The 23,478-nt window shown below is 46.0% G+C and carries 22 protein-coding genes; 21 read left to right on the top strand and 1 reads right to left on the bottom strand.

Going from position 1 to position 23,478, the window contains the following annotated elements:
- Positions 1-295: 295 nt before the first annotated feature.
- The 20 genes from A8806_RS01640 (at position 296) to A8806_RS01540 (ending at position 22,233) form a co-directional block, all read left to right on the top strand.
- The gene (locus A8806_RS01640) at positions 296-1,135 is read left to right on the top strand and encodes a DegV family protein (RefSeq protein WP_109729412.1); all 840 of its coding nucleotides are present in this window, start codon (positions 296-298) and stop codon (positions 1,133-1,135) included.
- A 56-nt stretch (positions 1,136-1,191) separates the two neighbouring features.
- Positions 1,192-1,428: a hypothetical protein gene (locus tag A8806_RS01635; RefSeq protein ID WP_109729411.1), complete on the top strand. Its 237-nt coding sequence runs from the start codon at positions 1,192-1,194 to the stop codon at positions 1,426-1,428.
- A gap of 518 nt (positions 1,429-1,946) precedes the next feature.
- On the top strand, positions 1,947-2,384 hold the full coding sequence (gene mraZ, locus A8806_RS01630; protein ID WP_109729410.1) for a division/cell wall cluster transcriptional repressor MraZ: 438 nt from the start codon (positions 1,947-1,949) through the stop codon (positions 2,382-2,384).
- 37 nt (positions 2,385-2,421) lie between these two features.
- On the top strand, positions 2,422-3,357 hold the full coding sequence (gene rsmH / locus A8806_RS01625) for a 16S rRNA (cytosine(1402)-N(4))-methyltransferase RsmH (protein ID WP_109729409.1): 936 nt from the start codon (positions 2,422-2,424) through the stop codon (positions 3,355-3,357).
- Positions 3,358-3,437: 80 nt separating this feature from the next.
- Positions 3,438-3,977, top strand: a complete 540-nt coding sequence (locus A8806_RS01620; RefSeq protein ID WP_109729408.1) for a hypothetical protein — start codon at positions 3,438-3,440, stop codon at positions 3,975-3,977.
- Positions 3,978-3,988: 11 nt separating this feature from the next.
- Entirely contained in the window at positions 3,989-6,010 is a 2,022-nt protein-coding gene (locus tag A8806_RS01615) for a peptidoglycan D,D-transpeptidase FtsI family protein (RefSeq protein WP_109729407.1), read from the top strand.
- A gap of 90 nt (positions 6,011-6,100) precedes the next feature.
- Positions 6,101-7,882 carry a peptidoglycan D,D-transpeptidase FtsI family protein gene (locus A8806_RS01610; protein WP_109729406.1) on the top strand — a complete coding sequence of 594 codons (1,782 nt, stop codon included), beginning with the start codon at positions 6,101-6,103 and terminating at the stop codon, positions 7,880-7,882.
- 150 nt (positions 7,883-8,032) lie between these two features.
- Positions 8,033-8,989: a phospho-N-acetylmuramoyl-pentapeptide-transferase gene (gene mraY, locus A8806_RS01605; protein ID WP_109729405.1), complete on the top strand. Its 957-nt coding sequence runs from the start codon at positions 8,033-8,035 to the stop codon at positions 8,987-8,989.
- 3 nt (positions 8,990-8,992) lie between these two features.
- Complete coding sequence (gene murD, locus A8806_RS01600) at positions 8,993-10,360, top strand: UDP-N-acetylmuramoyl-L-alanine--D-glutamate ligase (protein WP_109729404.1); 1,368 nt, start codon at positions 8,993-8,995, stop codon at positions 10,358-10,360.
- Positions 10,361-10,374: 14 nt separating this feature from the next.
- Positions 10,375-11,469 carry an FtsW/RodA/SpoVE family cell cycle protein gene (locus A8806_RS01595; RefSeq protein ID WP_109729403.1) on the top strand — a complete coding sequence of 365 codons (1,095 nt, stop codon included), beginning with the start codon at positions 10,375-10,377 and terminating at the stop codon, positions 11,467-11,469.
- A 130-nt stretch (positions 11,470-11,599) separates the two neighbouring features.
- Positions 11,600-12,607, top strand: coding sequence for a cell division protein FtsQ/DivIB (locus A8806_RS01590; protein WP_109729402.1), 1,008 nt, complete (start codon positions 11,600-11,602; stop codon positions 12,605-12,607).
- A 357-nt stretch (positions 12,608-12,964) separates the two neighbouring features.
- Complete coding sequence (gene ftsZ / locus A8806_RS01585) at positions 12,965-14,164, top strand: cell division protein FtsZ (protein WP_109729401.1); 1,200 nt, start codon at positions 12,965-12,967, stop codon at positions 14,162-14,164.
- Between the two features lie 847 nt (positions 14,165-15,011).
- On the top strand, positions 15,012-15,800 hold the full coding sequence (locus tag A8806_RS01580; protein ID WP_109729400.1) for a sigma-E processing peptidase SpoIIGA: 789 nt from the start codon (positions 15,012-15,014) through the stop codon (positions 15,798-15,800).
- Between the two features lies 1 nt (position 15,801).
- Positions 15,802-16,542 carry an RNA polymerase sporulation sigma factor SigE gene (gene sigE / locus A8806_RS01575; RefSeq protein WP_109729399.1) on the top strand — a complete coding sequence of 247 codons (741 nt, stop codon included), beginning with the start codon at positions 15,802-15,804 and terminating at the stop codon, positions 16,540-16,542.
- 833 nt (positions 16,543-17,375) lie between these two features.
- The gene (locus A8806_RS01565) at positions 17,376-18,986 is read left to right on the top strand and encodes an MBL fold metallo-hydrolase RNA specificity domain-containing protein (RefSeq protein WP_109729836.1); all 1,611 of its coding nucleotides are present in this window, start codon (positions 17,376-17,378) and stop codon (positions 18,984-18,986) included.
- Positions 18,987-19,108: 122 nt separating this feature from the next.
- Entirely contained in the window at positions 19,109-19,546 is a 438-nt protein-coding gene (locus A8806_RS01560) for a spore coat protein CotJB (protein ID WP_242995920.1), read from the top strand.
- Positions 19,547-20,164, top strand: a complete 618-nt coding sequence (locus A8806_RS01555; RefSeq protein ID WP_109729397.1) for a manganese catalase family protein — start codon at positions 19,547-19,549, stop codon at positions 20,162-20,164. It abuts the gene before it with no gap.
- A gap of 233 nt (positions 20,165-20,397) precedes the next feature.
- Positions 20,398-21,177 (top strand): RNA polymerase sporulation sigma factor SigG, encoded by a 780-nt coding sequence (gene sigG, locus A8806_RS01550; protein WP_109729396.1) that lies wholly within the window; start codon positions 20,398-20,400, stop codon positions 21,175-21,177.
- 122 nt (positions 21,178-21,299) lie between these two features.
- Positions 21,300-21,977 carry an HAD family hydrolase gene (locus A8806_RS01545; protein WP_109729395.1) on the top strand — a complete coding sequence of 226 codons (678 nt, stop codon included), beginning with the start codon at positions 21,300-21,302 and terminating at the stop codon, positions 21,975-21,977.
- Positions 21,970-22,233, top strand: a complete 264-nt coding sequence (locus tag A8806_RS01540) for a glyoxalase (protein WP_109729394.1) — start codon at positions 21,970-21,972, stop codon at positions 22,231-22,233. The genes A8806_RS01545 and A8806_RS01540 overlap by 8 nt, the downstream gene beginning before the upstream one ends.
- 24 nt (positions 22,234-22,257) lie before the next feature.
- Here A8806_RS01540 and A8806_RS01535 read toward each other — a convergent pair whose 3' ends face one another.
- Positions 22,258-22,692 (bottom strand): hypothetical protein, encoded by a 435-nt coding sequence (locus tag A8806_RS01535; RefSeq protein WP_109729393.1) that lies wholly within the window; start codon positions 22,690-22,692, stop codon positions 22,258-22,260.
- 206 nt (positions 22,693-22,898) lie between these two features.
- Between A8806_RS01535 and pth the strand changes: the two genes are divergently transcribed.
- Positions 22,899-23,477 (top strand): aminoacyl-tRNA hydrolase, encoded by a 579-nt coding sequence (gene pth, locus A8806_RS01530; RefSeq protein WP_109729392.1) that lies wholly within the window; start codon positions 22,899-22,901, stop codon positions 23,475-23,477.
- Position 23,478: the final 1 nt, after the last annotated feature.

The following is a 23,478-nucleotide window of genomic DNA, read 5'->3' as shown; positions in this document are numbered from 1 at the left end:
TCTTTAATATCTTCTACAGCTTACTTAACGGACTTTTCACCAGCAGACACCGCCCTGCCTGCATCCGGACCCGCCTTGCCACTGGCTGGTGCATCCGGCCGGGTATCCGTACACGATAAGAAAATCTGATTGCGGGATACTATGCTCACTGAAGCATAAGAAAACGGAGATTTTGCGGAGATTTTGAAAAAAATCTCTTTCAATACTATATAAAGTGTGTTATATTAGTATGTAGTATTTAAAACTACATATAATAGATGCAAAATGCATCAGGTGTAGTGTGGGAGGAACTGATATGAGTTATAAAGTAATAGTAGACAGCTGTGGGGAATTGACGGAGGAGATGAAAGAGAGCGGGATTTTTGAAACTGCATCACTCAGCATGGAAGTCGGTGGTGTCCGTATCGTAGATGACGAGACATTCGACCAGGCTGATTTTTTGAAACGTGTTGCAGCGAGTCCGGAATGTCCGAAGTCATCCTGCCCGTCTCCGGAAGAATATATGGAAAGTTATCATTGTGATGCCGAGCGTGTATACGCCGTGACATTATCTGCGGAATTAAGTGGTTCCTACAATAGTGCAGAGCTTGGCCGAAAGCTTTATGAAGAGGAGTATGGAAAGAAGGATATCTATATCTTCAATTCACGTTCCGCATCAATTGGAGAAACACTGATTGCGCTGAAGATTCAGGAATGTGAAGAAGCGGATATGAGTTTTCAGGAAATAGTCAGTACGGTAGAAAAATATATCGAATCCCAGCATACTTATTTCGTACTGGAAACATTGGATACACTCCGGAAGAACGGAAGACTTTCCGGGATTAAGGCGATCGTGGCAAGTGCACTTAATATTAAGCCTGTCATGGGGGCAAAGCCGGAAGGTGTCATCTGCCAGCTCGGACAGGCAAGGGGGATGAAGAGGGCTCTTGCCAAGATGGTGGACCACATTGTGGAAGATGTAGAGAATTCAGAAGAAAAGATACTGGCGATTTCACACTGTAACTGCAAAGAAAGAGCACTGGAAGTAGAGAAGAGTCTTCTTGCCCGGGCAAAATTTAAAAGCAGTTTCATCATCGACACGGCCGGAATCAGTACAATGTATGCAAGTGACGGCGGAATAATAGTTGTGGTATAGAACACTTTGTGATAAAATGCTTTATAGAACGTAAAAGCACGAAGGAGTTTATAAAGATGAGTCAGGAAAAAGTAGAACGATATAAACAGGAAAAGGCCAACAGAAAGAAGATTATTAAAAAGCAGCGTATCATGAGTGTTGTACGTAAATGTGTACTCGGACTTGCAGCGCTGGCGTTAGTGGGCTGGCTTGGATTCTCAGCATACCAGACACATGAAGCAAATCAGGAAAGGGCAGTGGCTGAAGTGAATTACGATGCAGTCAATAACTACCTGAGTCAGTTATCTAAATAGGCAGAACATTTCAGGACAATTAAATTATTTTAAACAAAGACGAAAAAGCAGGACCAGAACCATGATATCGAATCACGGTTCTGATTCTGCTTTTTCTTTTTTATGTAAAAAATCAAATCTATAATCTAAAAAAATGGGTCCTAAAAACATCTAAAACCCAAAATACATACAAAAAAGACACACAATCTCAAGAAAAATCCACCATGTCCCCCACTCGCCCCCACTAATGCAAAAAATCCCCCACCATCCCCCACCTGTCGGAAAACGGGAAAATAATTTTTCCATTTTTTTCCTCATCCCCCCGCTTATCCCAGTAAATTGCCCCAAATCCGCGTATTCCCGCTTCCCACGGCATCTCCTTCTCTGGAAATCTGTTCCATCCCCATAAAAAATTAAGAAAAAAATACTTGAAAATGGAGAGAGTGTGGTTTACAATGGTGACAAGTGGTAAGAAAGTGGTAGATAGTGGCACAAAGTGGGGTGGAATGTGGAGGCCCACTTAGCAGAAGGGGTTCCGGATGTTATTAGGAGAGTTTAATCACACAATTGATGAAAAAGGCCGACTAATCATCCCAGCTAAGCTGCGAGACGACTTGGGAGATAGTTTCGTAATCTGTAATGGCTTGGAGGGCTGTCTATTTGTGTACTCTATGGACGAATGGAACAACTTTGTTGCCGAATTGGAAACCTTACCACGTATGAATAAAGATGCCAGAATATTCAAGCGTTATTTCTTCGGAAGTGCTTCAGAAGGCAGTTTTGACAAGCAGGGGAGAGTATTGGTACCACCTTCTCTGAGAAAAGCGGCCAATCTGGAAAAAGATGTTGTCCTTGTAGGGGTACAGGACCGCGTTGAAATCTGGGATAAAGCACTTTGGGAAGAACGGAGCATGGTCAGCGAAGAAGATCTGGATGCAATTGCAGAACGTATGGAAGCAATTGGGATCAGAATCTAAAAGTAATGGCAGCTTTCGGATGAATATGGAGGATTTTATGGCATTCAAGCACACATCAGTTTTACTTGAAGAAACGGTAAATGGTCTGGCAATCAAGCCGGACGGAATTTACGTGGATGCTACACTCGGCGGAGGCGGACATGCCTTTGAAGTGTGTAAGCAGTTAAGCAGCAAGGGGAGTTTTATAGGAATAGATCAGGACGCTGCTGCTATAGAAGCAGCCAGCGTTCGGTTACTCGACTTCGGGGAGAGAGTTACAATAATCAGGAGCAATTATTGTGATATGAAGCCGAGGCTCCATGAGATAGGCATTGACAAGGTCGATGGGATCATCCTGGATCTGGGCGTATCATCTTATCAGTTAGATACGGCAGAACGGGGCTTCTCCTACCGCGCAGATGCCCCTCTGGACATGAGAATGGATCAGAGGCAGAAGATGACAGCGAGGGACATCGTCAATGACTATAGCGAAGCGGATCTTTACCGCGTGATCCGGGATTACGGAGAGGACAGGTTTGCGAAGAACATCGCAAAGCATATCGTAATGGAGCGCGGTAAGGGACCGATTGAAACAACAGGACAGCTGAATGAAGTAATCAGCAGGGCGATTCCGATGAAGATTCAGAAAACATCGGGTCATCCGTCTAAAAGAACGTTTCAGGCAATCCGGATAGAACTGAACCATGAATTGGATGTTCTGAAGGAGACGCTGGATACGATGATTGATTTACTGAATCCCGGAGGCAGGATATGCATCATAACATTCCATTCACTGGAGGACCGGATCGTGAAGAGTGCCTTCCGCAAGAATGAGGATCCATGTATCTGTCCGAAGAATTTCCCGGTATGTGTATGCGGGAATGTATCAAAGGGAAGAGTAATCACAAAGAAACCAATTCTGCCGGGTGAGGAGGAATTGGAGTTCAACAGCCGTTCAAAGAGCGCTAAGCTGAGGATATTTGAACGGGCTTAATTTTCAGGAGTATAGCAAATAGATACCGTCAGGAAGGGGAGAGCCTGACGGAAACAGTATCAAGAAAGGGGCAGACTAGGATGGCTGCAAGGAGACAAGCGTCAGGTTACAGACAGGCATATAACAAAAGCAGCTATAGACAGGCATATGTTTATGGTAATACAGTACCTAAGCCGGAAGTTCTGCCAAAGAGAAGGCCGGAGGCACAGCCGGAGAGTCCGAAGAGGATAAGCCGTCAGGTTCGCAGGAACAGGAAACGTGCAATGAACACGAGTCCTGCATATACGATTTTTCTGGCGGCAGCAGCAATATGTGCGGTTTTGATCTGCGTAGCTTACTTAAAGCTCCAGTCCGATATGGTCAGCAGATCAGAGAATATTTCTGCATTGCAGGAAGAACTCGCAGATTTGACCGAAGAAAATGATACTGCATATAATGCAGCGGAAGATTCTGTGAATCTGGAAGAGATCCGTGATAAGGCAATGAATGAGATGGGGATGGTATACGCTTCCCAGGGCAATGTAATAGAATATAAAAGCCCGACAAGCGATTATGTGAAACAGTACAGTGATATCCCGTCAGACGGAGTTCTGGCCAAGTCGAAGGATGTAACAGATTAAGGATAACGAATATGGCAAAACGTAAAAGACAAAATAGATTTCAATTTTTAACTAAAAAATTCCCGAAGAGGATGCAGAAAAAGCTGGTAATGCTGTTTATGGCAATTATACTGGCTTTTGTTGTTCTTGTAGGCAGGATTACTTATATTAATGCATCCAAGGGAGAAAAGTATACGAAGATTGTACTGGACCAGCAGGAGTATGACAGCCGTGTCATCCCGTATAAGCGGGGGGATATTGTAGACCGTAACGGGACAAAGATGGCAGTCAGTGAGAGGGTTTACAATGTCATACTGGATGTGAATGTCGTGTTGTCTGATGAAGACTACATCGAACCTACGATTAAAGTACTGGAAGATGTATTTGATATTAAGGAATCAGATGTGAGGGAACGGATCAAGGAGAATCCTGAAAGCAGGTATGAGATTCTTGCGAAAGGTGTATCCTATGAAAAGGCCAAAGAATTTCAAAAAATAGAAAAGAATACGAAGAAATACCCGAATGTAAAAGGTATCTGGCTGGAGGACGATTATCAACGGTCTTATCCATATAATTCACTTGCGAGTGATGTGATCGGGTTCAGCGTTGCCGGCAATCAGGGGGCAATAGGGATAGAGAGTGCTTATAATGAAGTCCTGAACGGCACGGATGGACGTGAATATGGATATTTTGACAGTGCGTCGACCGTAGAACGCACCGTAAAACCGGCGAAAAACGGATATACCGTCGTATCCACTATTGATGTCACACTACAGAGTATTGTAGAAAAGTGTATCAAAGAGTTCAATGATGAGCATACCGGAGAAAAACGTGAGGGAGAGCCGGGAAGTAAGAATACGGCAGTTATGATCATGAACCCCAATACAGGGGAAATTCTGGCAGAGGCGTCTTATCCGAATTTTGACCTGAATAATCCGAGAGATTTAACCGGGATTTATACAGAAGAAAAGTTGAAAGCCATGACTGACGATGAAAAGCTGGAGGCCATGAATGAGCTCTGGAGAAATTTCTGCGTCAGTGATGCATTTGAGCCGGGTTCTACTGCAAAACCGTTTACGGTTGCAACAGGGTTGGAAACAGGTGCCTTGAAAGGGAATGAAACATATGTCTGTGGGGGTTACCTCCATGTGGGTGATTATGATATAGCCTGTCATTTGAGATCAGGGCATGGGACAGAGACTATTGAACAGGCAGTCGCGAACTCCTGTAATGTGGCGCTGATGCATATGGTGGAGGCCATCGGGGCAAAGGACTTCAGCCGTTACCAGCATATCTTTGGTTTCGGTGAGTATACCGGGATTGACCTGCCGGGGGAAGCATCAACAGCATCCCTGCTCTATACAGAAGAACAGTTAAACCCGTCGGAACTTGCGACCAGTTCTTTCGGACAGGGCTTCAATGTTACAATGACGCAGATGACAGCGGCGTTCTGTTCCCTGATAAACGGGGGAAATTACTATCAGCCCCATATTGTAAAACAGATTCAGGACGAGAGTGGAAAAGTAGTAGAAACGAAAAATCCTGTGCTGCTGAAAAAGACGATATCTGCAGAGACATCAACACAGGTCAAACAGTATATGAAGGCGGTTATGACAAGCGGTACAGGTCAGGGGGCTAACGTTGAAGGGTATGATATCGGCGGAAAAACGGGGACGGCTGAGAAACTCCCGCGAGGTAATGAGAAGTATGTGCTTTCATATATCGGATATGCACCGCAGGAAAATCCGGAAGTCGTCGTGTATGTCGTAATCGACGAGGCAAATGTAGCCGACCAGGGGACCAGCTCTTACGTACTTGACCTTTCGAAAAAAATTATGTCAGAGGCATTCCCTTACCTGAATATTACAACAATGGAAGGATATACGGGAACGACGAACGGCGCCGTGCCGACCGAGCAGCTCCAGCAGCAGACAGATTATCAGGATTTTGACGCGAATTATGAGGACGATTATGACAAACCGGATGGATCTTATATAGACGATAACTACGATCCGGATCTGGCCGACTGGGCAACCGGTCAGGATGCACAATAGAAATGAAATAGCAGTAACTGGGAACAGATACGAATAACCTTACAAAAGATGTAATATGTTATAAAAACATCTTTTGTAAGGTTTTTATTTATGAAGAACAAAACATATAATAAAAAGAAAATACTCGTTGTGTTCCTATGCGCTTCTGTAGTATTGTTGGCATTGATCGGGAGACTGGTATACCTGATGGTTTTTGACGCAGAATATTATCAGGAGAAGGCAGAATCCCTGCATGAAAGGGAGCGTTCGATTAAGGCTGCAAGAGGCGAAATCGTAGACAGAAATGGGACAGTGCTAGCGACGAATAAAACAGTCTGCACGATTTCTGTCATACACAATCAGATTGAAGACCCGGAACTGGTCATCCAAACACTCATGAAAGAGCTTGAACTGGACGAGGAGACGGTAAGAAAGCGTGTGGAAAAGGTTTCTTCTATGGAGAAAGTAAAAACAAATGTCGACAAGGAAACCGGGGACCGGATCCGGAATTATAATCTGGCCGGAGTGAAGGTGGATGAAGATTTCAAGCGCTATTACCCCTATAATGAAATCGCATCGAAGGTGCTGGGATTCACAGGCGGGGACAATCAGGGCATCATCGGCCTGGAGGTAAAATACGAGGAGTACTTAAAAGGGATCAACGGGACAATTCTAACCATGACTGATGCAAGGGGGATTGAACTGGAGGGAGTTGCGGAAGACAGGATTGAGCCGGTGGCGGGGAATACGCTAAAGGTCAGTCTGGATTACAACATCCAGTCGTATTGTGAGCAGGCGGCACTGAAGGTGATGGAAGAAAAACAGGCGGACAGCGTATCCATCCTGCTTATGAATCCCCAAAATGGAGAAATACTGGCAATGGTCAATGTACCGGAATTTAATTTGAACGAACCGTATATACTGAATACAGGAGCAGATATGGACACGTTGACGGATGAGCAGGTGCAGGACCAGTTAAACCAGATGTGGAGGAACGGGTGTATCAATGATACATACGAGCCGGGATCGGTTTTTAAAATCATTACTGCTTCTGCGTGTCTGGAGGAAGGTGTTGTGAAGCTTTCTGATACCTTTTCATGTCCGGGCTACCGTGTGGTGGAGGACCGGAAGATCAGGTGCCATAAAGTCGGCGGACATGGCTCTGAGACCTTTGTGCAGGGAATTCAGAACTCCTGCAACCCGGTTTTTATAGATATTGGCCTGAGGCTTGGATCTGATCGTTTCTATGATTATTTTAAACAGTTCGGTTTAATGAGCCTGACGAATGTTGACCTGCCCGGGGAGGCCGGGACGATTATGCATAAAAAAGAAGATATTGGTACAGTGGAGCTTGCAACCATGTCTTTCGGACAGTCGTTTCAGGTGACCCCGATTCAGATGGCGACAACTGTCAGTTCACTGATCAACGGGGGGCGGAGAGTGACACCTCACCTTGGGGTGGGCGTTTTGGACAAAGACGGGAATGAGATCGAGACATTTAAGTACAAAGAAAAAGACGGAATCGTATCAGAAGAAACTTCCAAGACGATGCGCGCGCTTCTGGAAAGCGTGGTGTCTGAGGGCTCCGGCAAGAATGCTTATATTGAAGGTTATACGATCGGGGGAAAAACAGCGACGTCACAGACACTGCCGAGAAGTGCCAATAAATATATTTCATCCTTCCTCGGATTTGCCCCGGCAGAGAACCCTCAGGTTCTTGGCATGGTGCTGATCCACAACCCACAGGGTGTCTATTATGGAGGAACAATTGCGGCACCCGTACTTAAGAGCATCTACGATAATGTGCTGCCTTATCTGGGTATCGAAAAAACCGGAACCATACCGGAAAACACAGAAGAAACGGGAGAAAAACAGGAAGACAGCGCGGATTGAGTTAGGGATTAACAGTTGTTTTCTAGTTGAAAAACAGAAGCTAATGAGGTATACTGTATGAGATGTTCTGCTGGCATTTTCAGGCAGGACAGCAGCAATGATAAGAATAAATAAGTTTTTATTTAACAAAAGAGATGAAGAGGTGTATGTATGAGTTATCATGTAGTGATTCCGGTATTGATTTCATTCGTGCTTAGTTTGCTGATGGGACCAGTTGTGATACCGTTTCTTAGAAAACTGAAGATGGGTCAGACCGAGAGAGAGGATGGAGTGAAGTCCCATCTGAAAAAAGCGGGTACTCCGACGATGGGCGGGGTGATCATCCTTGGCAGTGTTGTGATTACTTCCTTATTATATGTAAAAGATTATCCGAACATCATCCCGATCCTGTTCCTGACAATTGGATTTGGACTGATCGGATTTCTGGACGATTATCTGAAGGTCGTCATGAAACGTTCCGACGGGCTCTACCCGAAACAGAAGATGGCGCTTCAGATCGTGGTGACTGCCATCTTTGCCTACTATATTATAAAGGTGGCTAAGATTCCGCTGACACTGCTTGTTCCATTCTCAGGCGGCAAGTACTGGGATATCGGATGGATTGCGATCCCACTTTTATTTATTGCAGTAATCGGTACTGTAAACGGAACGAACTTTACAGACGGCCTGGATGGACTCGCATCAAGCGTAACCGTACTGGTAGCGACTTTCTTCACCGTGGTGGCGATTGGAACGAAGAGCGGCGTTGAACCGATCACCTGTGCTGTGGTAGGTGCCCTGCTTGGATTCCTCCTGTTTAACGTATATCCTGCCAGTGTTTTCATGGGGGATACTGGTTCCCTTGCTTTGGGGGGATTTGTCATAGGAACGGCTTATATGATGCAGATGCCGTTGTTTGTAATTATCGTAGGGCTGATTTATCTGGTCGAAGTCGCTTCCGTTATGATCCAGGTAACATATTTTAAGAAAACGGGAGGGAAACGGTTCTTTAAAATGGCGCCGATTCATCATCATTTTGAATTATGCGGGTGGTCTGAGACGAGAGTCGTTGCTGTATTTTCAATCGTAACGGCGATTCTCTGCCTGATTGCACTCATGGGGGTATAGATTATGGACTTAAGAGAGAAAAAAGTGCTGGTATTCGGTTCTGGTATCAGCGGGATAGCGGCCGGCAGACTGCTTGTGAAACAAGGGGCAGATGTGATTTTATATGATGGCAACGCTTCTCTGGATGCGGGGAGTATCCGCAATGAAATACTGACAGGACAGACAGAAGGGGCTGATATGCAGGTGGTTCTCGGAGAACTGCCGCAGGAGATTCTGGACACACTATCTCTGACAGTCATGAGTCCGGGGGTTCCTACCGATCTTGCAGTTGTAGGGCAGATGAGAGAAAAAGACATCCCCATATGGGGTGAGATAGAGCTGGCCTATGTATTCGGAAAAGGCGATGTCCTTGCGATTACAGGAACAAACGGGAAGACAACGACGACCGCACTCTTAGGTGAGATCATGAAGAATTACCGGGAAAGCACATTTGTTGTCGGAAATATTGGAAACCCTTACACGGCCATTGCATTGGAGACAAAGGAAGAATCAGTGATTGTTGCGGAGATGAGCAGTTTCCAGCTGGAAACCATACATACATTCCGCCCGCGGGTGAGTGCGATTCTGAATATTTCACCGGACCATCTGAACCGTCATCATACGATGGAAGCCTATATCGGGGCAAAGCAGAATATTGCAAAGAACCAGACGGCAGAAGATACATGTGTTTTGAATTATGAAGACGAAGTAACAAGAAAATTCGCGGAAAAAGTAAGTGCAGAGGTTCTATATTTCAGCAGCCGGCGTAAACTAGATAAAGGTATCTATCTGGACGGCGGCAGAATGCTCTTAAATATGGACGGCAAACCGGAGGTGGTCTGCCATATTGATGAGCTGAAGCTTCTGGGGACGCATAATCATGAAAACGTCATGGCAGCAGTTGGGATGGCAGCGGCATATGGAGTTCCGCTGGACATTATCCGCAGGACGGTCATGGATTTCCAGGGGGTTGAGCACCGTATAGAGTTTGTTGCCGAAAAGAATGGAGTTGCCTATTATAATGACTCCAAAGGAACCAACCCGGATGCAGCCATCAAGGGGATTCAGGCAATGAAACGCCCGACGCTCCTGATAGGCGGCGGATATGATAAAGATTCTTCTTATGAAGAATGGATACAGGCTTTTGACGGCAAGGTGAAAAAGCTGGTCCTTTTAGGGGCGACCAGAGAGAAGATAGATGAGACAGCCAGACGGCTTGGTTTCACCGATACGGTTCTGGCTGATACATTTGAGGAAGCAGTGGATATCTGTGTGGAAAATGCTGTTCCCGGGGATGCCGTACTCTTGTCACCGGCGTGTGCGAGCTGGGGAATGTTTAAAAATTATGAAGAACGTGGAGATAAATTCAAAGAACTTGTAAACCAGTTATAAGGAGTGAATTTATATTGGAGCGTCCTGCTAAAAAGAAGCGGTATGATTATACACTGCTGATTGTTGTGTTACTACTGGTGATAATCGGACTGGTCCTTTTATACAGCACCAGTGCCTACAACGGACGGGTTAAGTTTCACGATTCTTTCTATTACCTGAAAAAGCAGGGATTTGCAACTGCACTCGGGATGGCAGGGATGCTGATTGTGGCGAATATCGACTACCATAAATGGGCTCCTCTGGCAAAGCTCGGGTATCTGACAGCAATCCTTTTATCGGTAGCGGTTATGTTTATAGGAGATGAGTACAACGGGTCCAAAAGATGGCTTTCTTTGGGCCCGATTTCTTTTCAGCCCTCGGAGTTTGCAAAGGTGGCGATTATCCTTTTTCTTGCCTGCCTTGTCACAAAGAATGTGAAGCAGATGGGGAAATTCCGTACGCTTGTTAAGGTGATGATACCGGTGCTGCCTATTGTGGCTCTTGTAGGGGCGAGCAACCTAAGTACCGCGATCATAATCATGGGCATCGCGGTAGTGCTGATCTTCGTGGCAAGCCCAAAGTATGCCCAGTTTCTCTGGATGGGCGGTGCCGGGATAGGTTTCATGGGAATCTTTCTGGCACTGGAGAGTTACAGGCTGGAGCGGCTTGCAATCTGGAGAAACCCGGAGCAGTATGAAAAGGGATACCAGACACTTCAGGGGCTGTATGCAATCGGATCAGGAGGCCTGTTTGGAAGAGGGCTCGGGGAAAGTGTGCAGAAGCTTGGATTCCTGCCGGAAGCGCAGAACGACATGATTTTTTCTATCATATGTGAAGAACTGGGGCTGGTAGGGGCCAGCCTGATTATCCTGTTGTTTTTGATCCTGATCTGGCGTTTTTTTGTGATTGCAACCCATGCGAAAGACCTTCTGGGGGCATTGATTGCGGCAGGGGCAATGGCACATATGATGATTCAGGTGATTTTGAATATTGCGGTTGTAACAAACTCCATTCCGAACACCGGAATCACACTGCCCTTTATCAGCTACGGGGGCACCTCGGTCATGTTTCTGCTGTTGGAAATGGGACTCGTGCTGAGTGTATCCAATTCGATTGAAAAAAGCGAGTAAGCGGTTTGGGAAAATAGGTCTTGTATAAAATGGCTTGTATTTGATAGAATAGGGCAGGGGAAGATCTTATTACCGTACGCACCCGAAGGGGCAGACGGCAATAAGATAAGTAATATAAGGAGGACGATCGATGAAGCGCGGAAAGCAGAGTAAGAAGAGCAGACGTGAGAAATATGAACAGTTTGATGATGAAGCATATATAAATGAAGTATTATACAAGGAAGGGTACCGTCCTCCTGAGAGAAAAAAGAAGAAGAGAAAGGGTGTATTTCTGGGACTTTTGACATTTGTCTTAGGGATAGCAATCATCGTTTTTGCTTTTCTCCTCCTCTTCCATATACAAAAGATAGAAGTGAAGGGAAACAAATATACAGCTGAAAATGATGTGATCGAGTGGATCAGGAGCGATAAGTACGGCATGAATTCCGTGTATGCATGGTGGAAGTTCAACAAAGCAGATACAAAGCAGCTGCCAACAATAGAATCGTCCAGGATCACCCTGAAAGCACCCTGGTCCATACGTGTGACAGTAAAGGAAAAGGAAATAAGCGGATACATAGATTATAATAACCAGTATCTTTATTTTGATAAAGAAGGGACGGCACTTCTGACGACAAAAGACAAAGTGGATGGGGCCGCGTATATAGAAGGTATGGATATCGATGCGTCCAAAGTAAAGATGGGAAAAATACTTCCGGTATCAGACAAAAATGTATTCCAGCGGATCGTAGAGATTTCACAGCTTATTGTAAAATACGAACTGACTCCTGACCGGATCACCTGTTCAGGCAGTGAACTGAACCTCTACTTCGGAACTGTGGAAGTCCTGCTCGGCAAGACCAATTATGAAGATCGTCTCGCACAGGTACCGCCGATCCTTGAGAAGCTGGCAGAAAAATATCCGGACGAGGAGGGAACACTCCATCTGGAGAATTTTGACGCCTCGGACAAGGCGGTCCGTTTTGTGCCAAAATCATCTCAGGACAAGTCAAAAGACGACGGTGGGACAGATCAGGATGATACAGGGGACGCTCAGGACGGACAAGACCAACAGGACAGTCAGGACCAGCAGGACAGCCAGAATCAGACGGACAGCCAGTATCAGGAAGATGGCCAGACGGGGGAGGAGTTCCCGTAATCCATACTCCGGCAGGCAGGTTTACAGAAAAGCTGAAAAATAAGCTGTAAAGCCTTCATGAATTGAATAAAAAAAAGAGAAAATAAGCAAAAATCTATTGATTATTTATGTAAAAGACTATATTATATACTTATTGAGTTATATCGTTCAATAAAAACGGCGGCATTGCTGCTGTGTCATTCCGCATTCATAATGAACCCGGAATGTAGATTGAAGTCAAGGTCCCGACAGCTGGCTGCCGGGGATTTGGCCCCGCGGCGGATGTCACAGTCATGCTGGCATGGCGTTGTGTCGATGCCTGTGGGAATAAGGGATGTATAAAATAATATTAATAGGACGACGAAGGAGGAAACACTCTTGTTAGAAATTAAAACCAACGAATCAGAAGCAGCTGCAAGAATTATAGTTATCGGAGTCGGCGGCGGCGGTAATAACGCAGTAAACCGCATGATCGATGAGCAGATTGCAGGTGTAGAATTTATAGCAATCAATACAGATAAACAGGCACTCCAGTTATGCAAAGCACCAACTTTAATGCAGATTGGTGAGAAGCTCACAAAGGGACTTGGTGCCGGGGCACAGCCGGAAGTAGGGGAGAAGGCTGCCGAGGAAAGTTCAGAAGAAATTTCAGCCGCACTTAAAGGTGCTGACATGGTATTCGTTACCTGCGGTATGGGTGGTGGAACAGGAACAGGAGCAACTCCTGTCGTAGCACGTATAGCAAAGGAGCAGGGAGCACTGACTGTAGGCGTTGTCACAAAGCCTTTCCGTTTTGAATCAAGGACACGTATGTCCAATGCCCTTGCGGGAATTGATAAATTAAAAGAAAATGTAGACACACTGATTGTCATCCCGAATGACAAGCTGTTGGAAGTTGTTGACAGAAGGACAACCATGCCGGAAGCTTTAAAGAAAGCTGACGAAGTGTTACAGCAGGGTATTCAGGGTATCACGGACCTGATTAATGTACCTTCTCTGATCAACCTCGACTTCGCAGATATCCAGACCGTTATGAAGGACAAGGGTATCGCCCATATCGGTATCGGCGCAGGACGCGGGGACGATAAGGCATTAGAGGCAGTAAAACAGGCTGTTGCCAGCCCGCTGCTTGAGACAACCATTCAGGGCGCATCCCATGTTATCATCAATATTTCCGGTGATATCACCCTTATGGATGCATCTGATGCAGCAGAATACGTACAGGAACTTGCAGGTGAGAATGCAAACATCATCTTCGGTGCTATGTATGATGATTCCAGATCTGATGAAGCAACAATCACAGTCATTGCTACCGGCTTACATAACGTAGGCGGAAGCTCTTCCAAGTTAAAAGCAAGACTGGAAGGACAGCAGAAGGTCGGTTCCATCCTCCCGTCAGGAGACATGGTAAGCGGCAGGACACAGATTGATCCGGAGCGCAGAACCGCGGCAGCAAGACCGACAGGGGCAACAAGCAGACCGTCAGGCGGAACAATTCCGACACTCGATCAGCCAAGGACACCTTCAAGCAAGGTAAAAGAACAGTCTATAAAAATACCGGACTTCTTCAAGAAATAAGTGGGGGGACGCTAAGCGGACAGACTGGGACCCGCCGTGGGTTTCGATGCCGTTTCAGGGGGCGAACCGTTTACTAAGAAAGTATAACAGCAAAAACGAGAAAAATGAAGGCACTAGCCAATATGCGGAGAAATCTTGATGATTTCTCCACAAGTTGGCTACAGAATTTGGTGTTGGGCACCAAATTCTGACCTTCATTTTTCTCGTTTTTGCTGTAACACTTTCTAAGTGCACTCTAAGCCCCCTTAAAACGGCATCGAAACCCACGCGGGTCCCAGACTGTCCGTCCACTTAGCTGTGCATCCCGGTATGGAGGGTGGGGCAGGAAAGTGGCTGGGAGAAAGCTGATCGCCAGAGAAGCATGTAGGTTAAGTCTCAAAGTCTGGAGTTCTGTCTGATTTCAGTTTTGTCCACCCAGCGAATCAATACGCTGCCACTCCTATAAAGACTTCCGGGGGAATCTTTTACGGCTGGATGCGACAGCCAGTATGGGGGAGGCGGGGGAGGGGTGTGGTGTTTTGAATTGCCTTAAGTGTGACTTAGAGTTCGTTATAGAAAATGAGCCTGCTATGCCGGACGAAATTTGATTCTCAAAATCAAATTTCGTCCGGCATAGCAGGCTCATTTTCTATTACAAACTCTTGTCTAAACGCCCGGCATTCAAAACACCACACCCCTCCCCCGCCTCCCCCATACTGGCGTCCCCTTCCCATAAAACAATTCCCCGTGTCGAAATTATTATTATTTTTCTGTCAGTTTCTGACAAATTTTCTTCCCTTCTTCCCTTTATAATAAATCTTGCTTGAGTGCCAAATCGATTTAGTACCAACGAGAAAGAGGGTGGAGCATGTACTATGAATTATACATAGACGTGTTGTTTCTGGTGAATTTTATGATGGATTCTCTAATACTGCTTACCGTAAATCAGGTGCTGAAATGTCCTTCCACACATGGACGCATTTATTTAGGGGGAGTAGCCGGGGCAGGGCTTACATGTGCTGTGATTGCTGTTCCGGTACCGGGAATTATAAAACTCATTTTGTTCCACACAACAGTCAATACAATAATGATCAAGACAGGATTAAAGGTCAAAGGAAAAAGTCAATTTTGGAAAGCATTTGGTTTGCTGTATGTCGCATCTTTCCTGTATGGGGGGATTCTGCAGGCACTGCACCCATACGTGCGTGCGGGAAGTCTGTTCTTTGCTGCGGCCGTCGGCTGCTATTACCTGATAAGGGGGATCTGGAAATTTCTTACAAGACTTAAGACATTGCAGGAAAAGATTTGCGAGATTACGTTATATACAAGTGCAGGCGAACAAAGAGTAAAGGCGTTAATTGACACTGGGAATGCTCTGGAAGACAATTTGTCGAAAGAGCCGGTAAGTGTTGTAGATAAAGCTCTGGCAAGGTCTATTCTGACAGATGATGACATGAAAAACGGTTTTCATTACATACCATACCGTACAGTAGGAAAAGAGAGTATTATGCCCGTGTTCCGCATCCGGAAAATGTGCATCCACTTAAAGGATGAGAGATGGGTAGAGAAGCCGTTTATAGGAGTTTGCGAAGAGTGTGTTTCAGAACAAGAAGAATATCAGATGATTTTAAATCCTGACCTATTAGGAGGCATATAAAATGGTTGTAAAAGTAGCAGTACCCCAGCAGTTTAAATTAAAAGTAATACCAGACTTTAGAAGTATTTTTTTCCCGAACCATAAAGAAATACATTACATCGGAGGTTCCGAGGTGCTGCCGGCCCCGCTGGAGACAGAGCGGGAAACCGAAGTGATACAGCATCTGGGTTCCGAATACGACGAGGAGGCGAAAAAACTTCTGATCGAGCATAATTTAAGGCTGGTCGTATACATAGCAAAAAAATTTGATAACACAGGGGTCGGTGTGGAAGATTTGATCTCAATCGGTACAATCGGGCTGATCAAGGCCATTAACACATTCAACCCGACCAAAAAGATCAAACTCGCGACCTACGCATCCCGGTGCATTGAGAATGAAATCCTCATGTATCTGCGTAGGAACAGTAAGACCAAGATGGAAGTCTCCATCGACGAACCGCTGAACGTAGATTGGGATGGAAACGAACTTCTTCTGTCCGACATATTAGGCACCGACGAGGATACCATATACAAAGATCTGGAAAACGAGGCAGAAAGAAAACTGCTCGTAAAAGCAATCAACAAACTGTCAAGCAGAGAAAAACTAATCGTAAAAATGCGCTTTGGCCTGGATAACCCCGAGGGGGAAGAAAAAACACAGAAAGAAGTAGCAGACCTGCTCGGCATATCCCAGTCCTACATATCAAGACTCGAGAAAAAAATCATGCAGCGGCTGAAACGCGAAATGGTGCGGTATGAGTAAAGCGGGGGGGAGGGCGGCTTGCCCGGACGCTTCTGAGAATCCGGATATGGCGTGCGGCGGGGCTGTCGGGGAATGGGTAAGCGGCTAAATGAAATCCCGGGGGAAATAGCGGACACCGTGGGCATGCGGCAAAAGTCCTGATGACTTTTGCCTGTAGCCCACTCACTTTCCGGACTTGTGGCCCGTAAAGTGGTCCACCATTTCCCCCGGAATTTCATCAAGCCGCTTATCCCATCCCCCTAAAAGCCCCCGCCGCACGCCATACCCGGATTCTCAGCGCTGTCTCCAGAAAGTCGCGGGGTCCCCATCGCTTTGCTCGGGGAGGTCCTCAATAGGAAGTGATAAAGCAAGTTGCATGACAGGCTTATGCCTGTCATATGACGATACCGTGCAAAGCACATTTGAACCGCGCCAGCCAGTTCAAATGTGCGATATTGGCAGAACTTACCGGCCGGAAGTGTGTGGAGTCCCGATTAGATGAACGTAGCCGTGTGGGAGGGGGGATGTCGTGTCGGGAGGCGTCTTTCAGGGATTACTGCCCTTTATCAAAACGGGAGGGGAATTGCGGGATACACACAGGACCACAAGTCCTGTGTGTAAGAAGGTTGCAGGCCGAACTCATCAGGAGTTCGGCCGAATACCTGCGGTGCCCGCATTTCCTCTCCCGTTTTGATTAGGGGCAGTTTCCCATGAAACCCGCTTCCCGATACGGCATCCCCCCTCCCACACGGCGGCCCTTTACCCAATCCTTCCCCTCCCCACATTTCCAAAAGTTCCTCTGTTAGTTTCGGGGGAAAGATGCTACAATAGAAAGAAAAGGGTTGGTGAAGCTTATGAAATTGACTTTTATCGGAGCAGCCCATGAAGTAACGGGAAGCTGTCATTTGCTGCAGGCGGCAGGGAAGAATATTCTTGTGGACTGTGGTATGGAGCAGGGGCCGGACCTGTATGAAAATCCGGGACTTCCGATTCCGGAGACGGACATTGACTATGTGCTCTTGACCCATGCGCATATTGACCATTCAGGGTTACTTCCGCTGCTGGCTAAGAAAGGCTTCAAGGGCGAGATATTCACGACTTTTGCAACTGCTGACCTGTGCAATATTATGCTTCGTGACAGCGCCCATATCCAGGAATTTGAGGCAGAATGGAGGAACAGAAAGGGGCGGCGTGCAGGACAGCCGGTATTCGAACCAATCTATGTGATGCAGGATGCACTGGATGCCATTGAACGGATTGTCCCCTGCCAGTATTCGGAAAGAATCAGGATCTGCGACGGGGTTGAAGTACGCTTTACGGATGTCGGGCATTTGCTTGGTTCAGCAAGTATTGAAGTGTGGATAACAGAGGGGGATATCTCCAAGAAGATTGTATTTTCTGGTGATGTAGGCAATACCAATCAGCCTATTATCAAAGATCCGAGTTATACAGAAGCAGCCGACTATGTTGTGATTGAGTCCACCTATGGCAACCGTGTCCATTCTACAGAGAAGATAGACTACCTGAAAGATTTTACAAAGGTCCTGAGGGAAACATTTGACAGAAAGGGAAATGTAGTCATTCCTTCTTTTGCAGTCGGCAGGACGCAGGAGATGCTGTATTTCATCCGGGAGATCAAGGAGCAGAATCTGCTGAAAGAGTATCCGGATTTTGAGGTTTATCTCGACAGCCCTCTGGCAATCGAGGCCACGAAGGTTTTTTCAAAAAATATGAGGGAATGTTTCGATGAGGATGCCCTGAAACTGGTCAATGCGGGGATTAACCCTCTTGTATTCCCGGGATTGAAGACATCTACAACAAGTGATGATTCAAGGATGATTAATCTGATTGAAAAGCCGAAGGTTATTATTTCTGCATCCGGCATGTGTGATGCCGGGCGAATCCGTCACCATTTGAAGCATAACCTGTGGAGGCCGGAGTGTACGATTTTATTTGTAGGTTATCAGGCAAATGGAACTCTGGGCAGGAGGCTTCTGGAAGGGGAAAAGAATGTCAGGCTTTTCGGAGAGCCGATCGAAGTACACGCAAGGATAGAGAGTCTGCACGGAGTCAGCGGCCATGCGGATATGAATGGGCTTTTAGACTGGCTTGGCGGTTTCAAGACGCCTCTGGAACACGTGTTTGTCGTGCATGGGGAAGATGGGGTTACAGATGAGTTTGCAGCGACGATAGAAGAGAAATTCGGATGTCCGGCGTGGGCGCCTTTCCCGAACGGAGAAGTAGACCTGGCGGCAAATGAAATCCTCAGCGAGGGTGTAAGGATACCTGTAAAAGCTAAAAAACCTGCACAAAAGAAAGCAGATGCGGCATTCGAAAGACTGCTTGCAGCCGGAAGGCGGCTTCTGGATGTTATCTACAGGAATGAGGGTATCGCCAACAAGGATAAGGCAAAATTTGAAAATCAGATCAATAACCTGGCAGATAAATGGGACAGCTGGGAATAGAGAAGTACGGTTATATATTTTAACAAAACTGGATGTGTTTTTATAACGTAGAAATCTTCTTTCTCCACATACTAAGTGTGCACAGATGTGTATTCATTTATGTGGAGAAAGGAGATTTTTTTATGCAGGAAGAACATTTGGCAATTGCGTCTATTCCGATTCAGCAATGGGGCGCGTTATATGATGAAAAAGAAGCGATGGCTGCAGGTACCATTTTCCGGGATCTGAACAAGCCGTTTTTTGCGGCGGAAATTGAAAAGAAGGATATCAAAGAAGCTGCACCGAAGTCTGAGGAGCAGAGGGAAAGAGAAACGCTGCTAACCAAAATAGCAGAGACAAGTTTTTTACTGGACGATCTGACGTTGTATCTGGATACTCATATGAGTGACACCCAGGCACTCGATATGTACAGTCAGAAAACGAAGGAGAGGGATGAGCTGAAAAAACAATTTGCAGCAAAGTTTTATCCCCTGACGAGAGACTGCATCATTTACTGTGAGAGTGGCGGGAAGTTCTGCTGGCAGGACGGTCCCATGCCTTGGGAAGGAGCGTGTGTTTAAATGTGGATATATGAAAAAAGATTACAGTTTCCGGTTAAAATTACAAAAACCTGTCCGAAGACGGCCCAGATGATCATCAGCCAGTACGGCGGACCCGACGGAGAGCTCTCCGCATCCATGCGGTATCTTTCACAGAGGTATACCATGCCTGTGAAACAGGTGGGCGGTCTTTTGACAGATATCGGTACAGAAGAACTGGCGCATATGGAGATTATCTGCGCGATGGTTTATCAGCTGACAAAGCATTTGACAATTGAGCAGGCAAAAGAGGCAGGATTTGATGCCTACTATATCGACCATACGACCGCTCTCTGGCCGCAGGCCGCATCCGCGCTGCCATTTACGTCCATCGAATTCCAGTCCAAGGGCGATGCCATTACAGACCTGACGGAGGACCTTGCGGCAGAACAGAAAGCAAGAACAGTATACGACAACCTGCTGCGGATGATTCCCGACCCTGAGGTCAGAGAACCACTGAAATTCTTAAGGGCAAGAGAAGTCGTGCATTTCCAGAGATTCGGGGAAGCATTAGAAAAAACGAAAGAAAAATTGGATTCAAAGAATTATTATTACTTCAATCCTGAATTCGATAAAGGAATGATGAAAACAGAGTTGTAAGACAAAAAAATTATAAACTGGCGCTATATAAAACAATTCCCGATTTATTAAATGGCGCCAGTTTATACATATTAATTAAATGAATCTCTAAATTCAACTTGCGTTATCCCACCAGAGCCGAATTGTATTGTCAAGGACTAAAACTTTTTTTAATTTTCTCCCCAAAGAATAACTGCCGGCCAGAATGAGAATGATTTTACTAGATCAAATTTTCGTCTAGGAGGATTTTTATTATGGCTTTGAATAAAGTGGAATTATGTGGTGTCAATACAGCGAAGCTCCCACTCTTGAAAGAAGAAGAGAAGGTGGCTTTGTTTTCCCGTATTAAGGAAGGGGACGAAGAGGCGCGGGAACAGTATATTAAAGGGAATTTAAGGCTGGTCTTAAGTGTGATTAAGCGGTTTTCAAGCAGTAATGAGAATGCGGATGACCTGTTCCAGATCGGCTGCGTAGGACTCATGAAGGCGGTGGACCATTTTGACCCGGACAGGGCGGTGAAGTTTTCTACTTATGCAGTTCCCATGATTATCGGGGAAATCAGAAGGTATTTAAGGGACAATAATTCCATCCGTGTCAGCAGGTCCTTAAGGGATACCGCTTATAAGGCAATCTATGCGAAGGAAGGCTATATGAAGAAGCATTTAAAGGAGCCTACCGTGCAGGAGATTGCTGAGGAGATCGGAATCTCCAAAGAGGATATCGTCTTTGCTCTGGATGCCATACAGATGCCTATGAGCCTGCATGAGCCTGTGTACTCGGATGGGGGGGATACGCTGTATGTCATGGACCAGGTGAGCGATAAGAAGAATAAGGAGGAAAACTGGGTAGAGGAGCTGTCACTGGAAGCCGCGATGGAGCGTCTCAATGAGCGGGAGCGCTATATCATTACCCTCCGTTTCTTTGAAGGAAAGACCCAGATGGAAGTGGCCGAGGAGATCAAGATATCACAGGCACAGGTCAGCCGTCTGGAGAAAAATGCACTGAAAGTAATGAAGCAGTACCTGCTTGGATAAACACATTCAGAAAAAATCCCTATTTATGGTTGAAATTTCCATGACTTCATACTATGATAAACGTAGATTATAAGTAACTGTTCTATACAGATACGATAATAAGGAAGGTATGGAGAGGAACCATGTATAAAGCTTGCATTTTTGATTTAGACGGAACATTGACAGATACTTTGGATTCTTTGACTTTTTCTGTGAATGAGACACTGAAAGAGATGGGACTTCCACCGATCACCCGGGATGAATGCCGGATGTTTGTCGGCAACGGCGCTAAGGTGCTTTTAGAGAAATCCCTGAAAGCGTCAGGTGAGAAGAATCTGGCACGGCTTGACGAGGCCATGCAAAGATATGACCGCATATTTAAGACCGGATGCACATATCATGTAGTACCGTATGACGGGATCATGGAACTGCTATCAAAGCTTAAGCCGGCGGGAATCAGGATGGCGGTACTGTCCAACAAGCCGGACAGAGATGCTTTGAGTGTCGTGGAAGAGATTTTCGGCACGGATACATTTCAGTGGATACAGGGCCAGAAAGAGGGCGTACCAAGAAAGCCGGACCCTGCGGCAGCGCTCGATATTGCGCGGAAGCTACAGGCAGATGCGTCAGAGACGTTGTATATCGGCGATTCTGAAGTGGACATTGCGACAGGGAGAGCGGCCGGGATGAAGACCATAGGAGTATCCTGGGGATTCAGGGGCAGAGAAGCCCTCAGAGAAGCGGGAGCTGAACTGATTATGGATTCGCCGCTTGAGATCTTTGAATTTATCAATGATAGGGAGGTGGAAAGTCATGAATGAATACGATGAGGAATGTTTACTTACATTTTTGCAGAAGCAGTCCCAGCTGTTTGACGAACCTGTGGCTGAGACACTGGAGGAGGCAGAAGCCTTCCTGGAAGACTGCATGGCAGTGGTTGTTGATTCCATTGACGAGGTAAGGGAATATTTTGAGGAGAGCGGGATCGATGTCGATGCGATGACTCCGGAAGAACTGGAAGAAGCGTCAGAAGTTTTCGCACTGCAGAATGGTCAGTATCTGATCGTGGAAGGATAATCCACACATACAAAAGCCGCAGAATTATTTCACTGCGGCTTTTTCTGTGGCTTCTTTTATTGCATCCAGGATCACCTGGGATGTGTACGGGGTATCATCGGATAACGAAATTTCCTCGAGCGACTGCTTATCATAGACCTGATCAGCAATTTCTTCGATTGCCGGCTGGATGAGCGGGAACATGGTTGTCATCGCCTCATCCAGATTGGAGAACCGGATGGAGTTGATATGTGACTCATCCACGGATACTTCGACCTCCAGGTTTGTGTTGTTCAGAGTCAGTGTTGAAGTGTAGACCCCCGGAGTGTACTGTTTTTTCGCATCTGCACTTTTATCTTTCCCTCCGGGACGGAACATAACTACCAGCAGAATGACAAGCAGTATGCCCAGTGCCACAAAAACTGCGGTATAAATGATTTCTTTCATATGCAGAACGATGATTTTAGTTTTAGAACCCATGAAAAAGACCTCCCATGTTAGCCATTTTATTTCCATTTCGCTTTTTATAAGTGTATGACGGGAAACCGAAAAATATTCGCGGCTTTTACGTGACAAATAGGATGCAATCCTGTAAAATGTATGGAGATGCGGCGTATCAGCCACATTTGGAAAATTCAGGCTGTGTTTAATTTTTAATTACGGCCCTGCATGAAGAGGTGAAAGTTATGTATATTATTGCTGGATTGGGAAATCCGGATAAACAATATGAAGGAACAAGGCATAATGTGGGATTTGAAGTCATTGATGCCATTGCTGGCCAATATAATATATCAGTGGACACGAGGAAGCACCGTGCATTCATAGGGAAAGGCATTATCGGGGGCCAGAAGGTGATTCTGGCAAAGCCCATGACTTATATGAATCTCAGCGGTGAGAGTATTATCAGTCTCGTGGATTACTACAAGGTGGATATTGAGCAGGAACTGATTATTATTTATGATGATGTGAGCCTCGGCGTCGGACAGCTGCGCATCCGGGCAAAGGGAAGTGCCGGAGGGCACAATGGGATCAAGAGCATCATTGCACATCTGGGAAGTCAGGTATTTCCACGGATTAAGGTTGGCGTTGGTGAAAAGCCGCCGAGGTATGATCTGGCAGACTATGTGCTTGGGCATTTTACAAAAGCGGAGCATGAATTGATGGAAGAAGGCTACAGTCAGGCGGTACATGCCGTGGAAATGATTACGGCCGGGGAGATTCAGGCCGCGATGAATGAATATAACCGCAAAAAGAAGGAAGAGTAGA

Source organism: Faecalicatena orotica (assembly GCF_003149245.1).
GTDB lineage: Bacteria > Bacillota > Clostridia > Lachnospirales > Lachnospiraceae > Faecalicatena_A > Faecalicatena_A orotica.
This window is presented reverse-complemented; position numbering and strand designations above follow the sequence as displayed.

Bases quoted from the DNA above. Each gene is read 5' to 3' on its own strand.
- A8806_RS01640 (WP_109729412.1), top strand. From the start codon at position 296: ATGAGTTATAAAGTAATAGTAGACAGCTGTGGGGAATTGACGGAGGAG.
- A8806_RS01635 (WP_109729411.1), top strand. From the start codon at position 1,192: ATGAGTCAGGAAAAAGTAGAACGATATAAACAGGAAAAGGCCAACAGA.
- mraZ (WP_109729410.1), top strand. From the start codon at position 1,947: ATGTTATTAGGAGAGTTTAATCACACAATTGATGAAAAAGGCCGACTA.
- rsmH (WP_109729409.1), top strand. From the start codon at position 2,422: ATGGCATTCAAGCACACATCAGTTTTACTTGAAGAAACGGTAAATGGT.
- A8806_RS01620 (WP_109729408.1), top strand. From the start codon at position 3,438: ATGGCTGCAAGGAGACAAGCGTCAGGTTACAGACAGGCATATAACAAA.
- A8806_RS01615 (WP_109729407.1), top strand. From the start codon at position 3,989: ATGGCAAAACGTAAAAGACAAAATAGATTTCAATTTTTAACTAAAAAA.
- A8806_RS01610 (WP_109729406.1), top strand. From the start codon at position 6,101: ATGAAGAACAAAACATATAATAAAAAGAAAATACTCGTTGTGTTCCTA.
- mraY (WP_109729405.1), top strand. From the start codon at position 8,033: ATGAGTTATCATGTAGTGATTCCGGTATTGATTTCATTCGTGCTTAGT.
- murD (WP_109729404.1), top strand. From the start codon at position 8,993: ATGGACTTAAGAGAGAAAAAAGTGCTGGTATTCGGTTCTGGTATCAGC.
- A8806_RS01590 (WP_109729402.1), top strand. From the start codon at position 11,600: ATGAAGCGCGGAAAGCAGAGTAAGAAGAGCAGACGTGAGAAATATGAA.
- A8806_RS01580 (WP_109729400.1), top strand. From the start codon at position 15,012: ATGTACTATGAATTATACATAGACGTGTTGTTTCTGGTGAATTTTATG.
- sigE (WP_109729399.1), top strand. From the start codon at position 15,802: ATGGTTGTAAAAGTAGCAGTACCCCAGCAGTTTAAATTAAAAGTAATA.
- A8806_RS01565 (WP_109729836.1), top strand. From the start codon at position 17,376: ATGAAATTGACTTTTATCGGAGCAGCCCATGAAGTAACGGGAAGCTGT.
- A8806_RS01560 (WP_242995920.1), top strand. From the start codon at position 19,109: ATGCAGGAAGAACATTTGGCAATTGCGTCTATTCCGATTCAGCAATGG.
- A8806_RS01555 (WP_109729397.1), top strand. From the start codon at position 19,547: ATGTGGATATATGAAAAAAGATTACAGTTTCCGGTTAAAATTACAAAA.
- sigG (WP_109729396.1), top strand. From the start codon at position 20,398: ATGGCTTTGAATAAAGTGGAATTATGTGGTGTCAATACAGCGAAGCTC.
- A8806_RS01545 (WP_109729395.1), top strand. From the start codon at position 21,300: ATGTATAAAGCTTGCATTTTTGATTTAGACGGAACATTGACAGATACT.
- A8806_RS01540 (WP_109729394.1), top strand. From the start codon at position 21,970: ATGAATGAATACGATGAGGAATGTTTACTTACATTTTTGCAGAAGCAG.
- A8806_RS01535 (WP_109729393.1), bottom strand. From the start codon at position 22,692: ATGGGTTCTAAAACTAAAATCATCGTTCTGCATATGAAAGAAATCATT.
- pth (WP_109729392.1), top strand. From the start codon at position 22,899: ATGTATATTATTGCTGGATTGGGAAATCCGGATAAACAATATGAAGGA.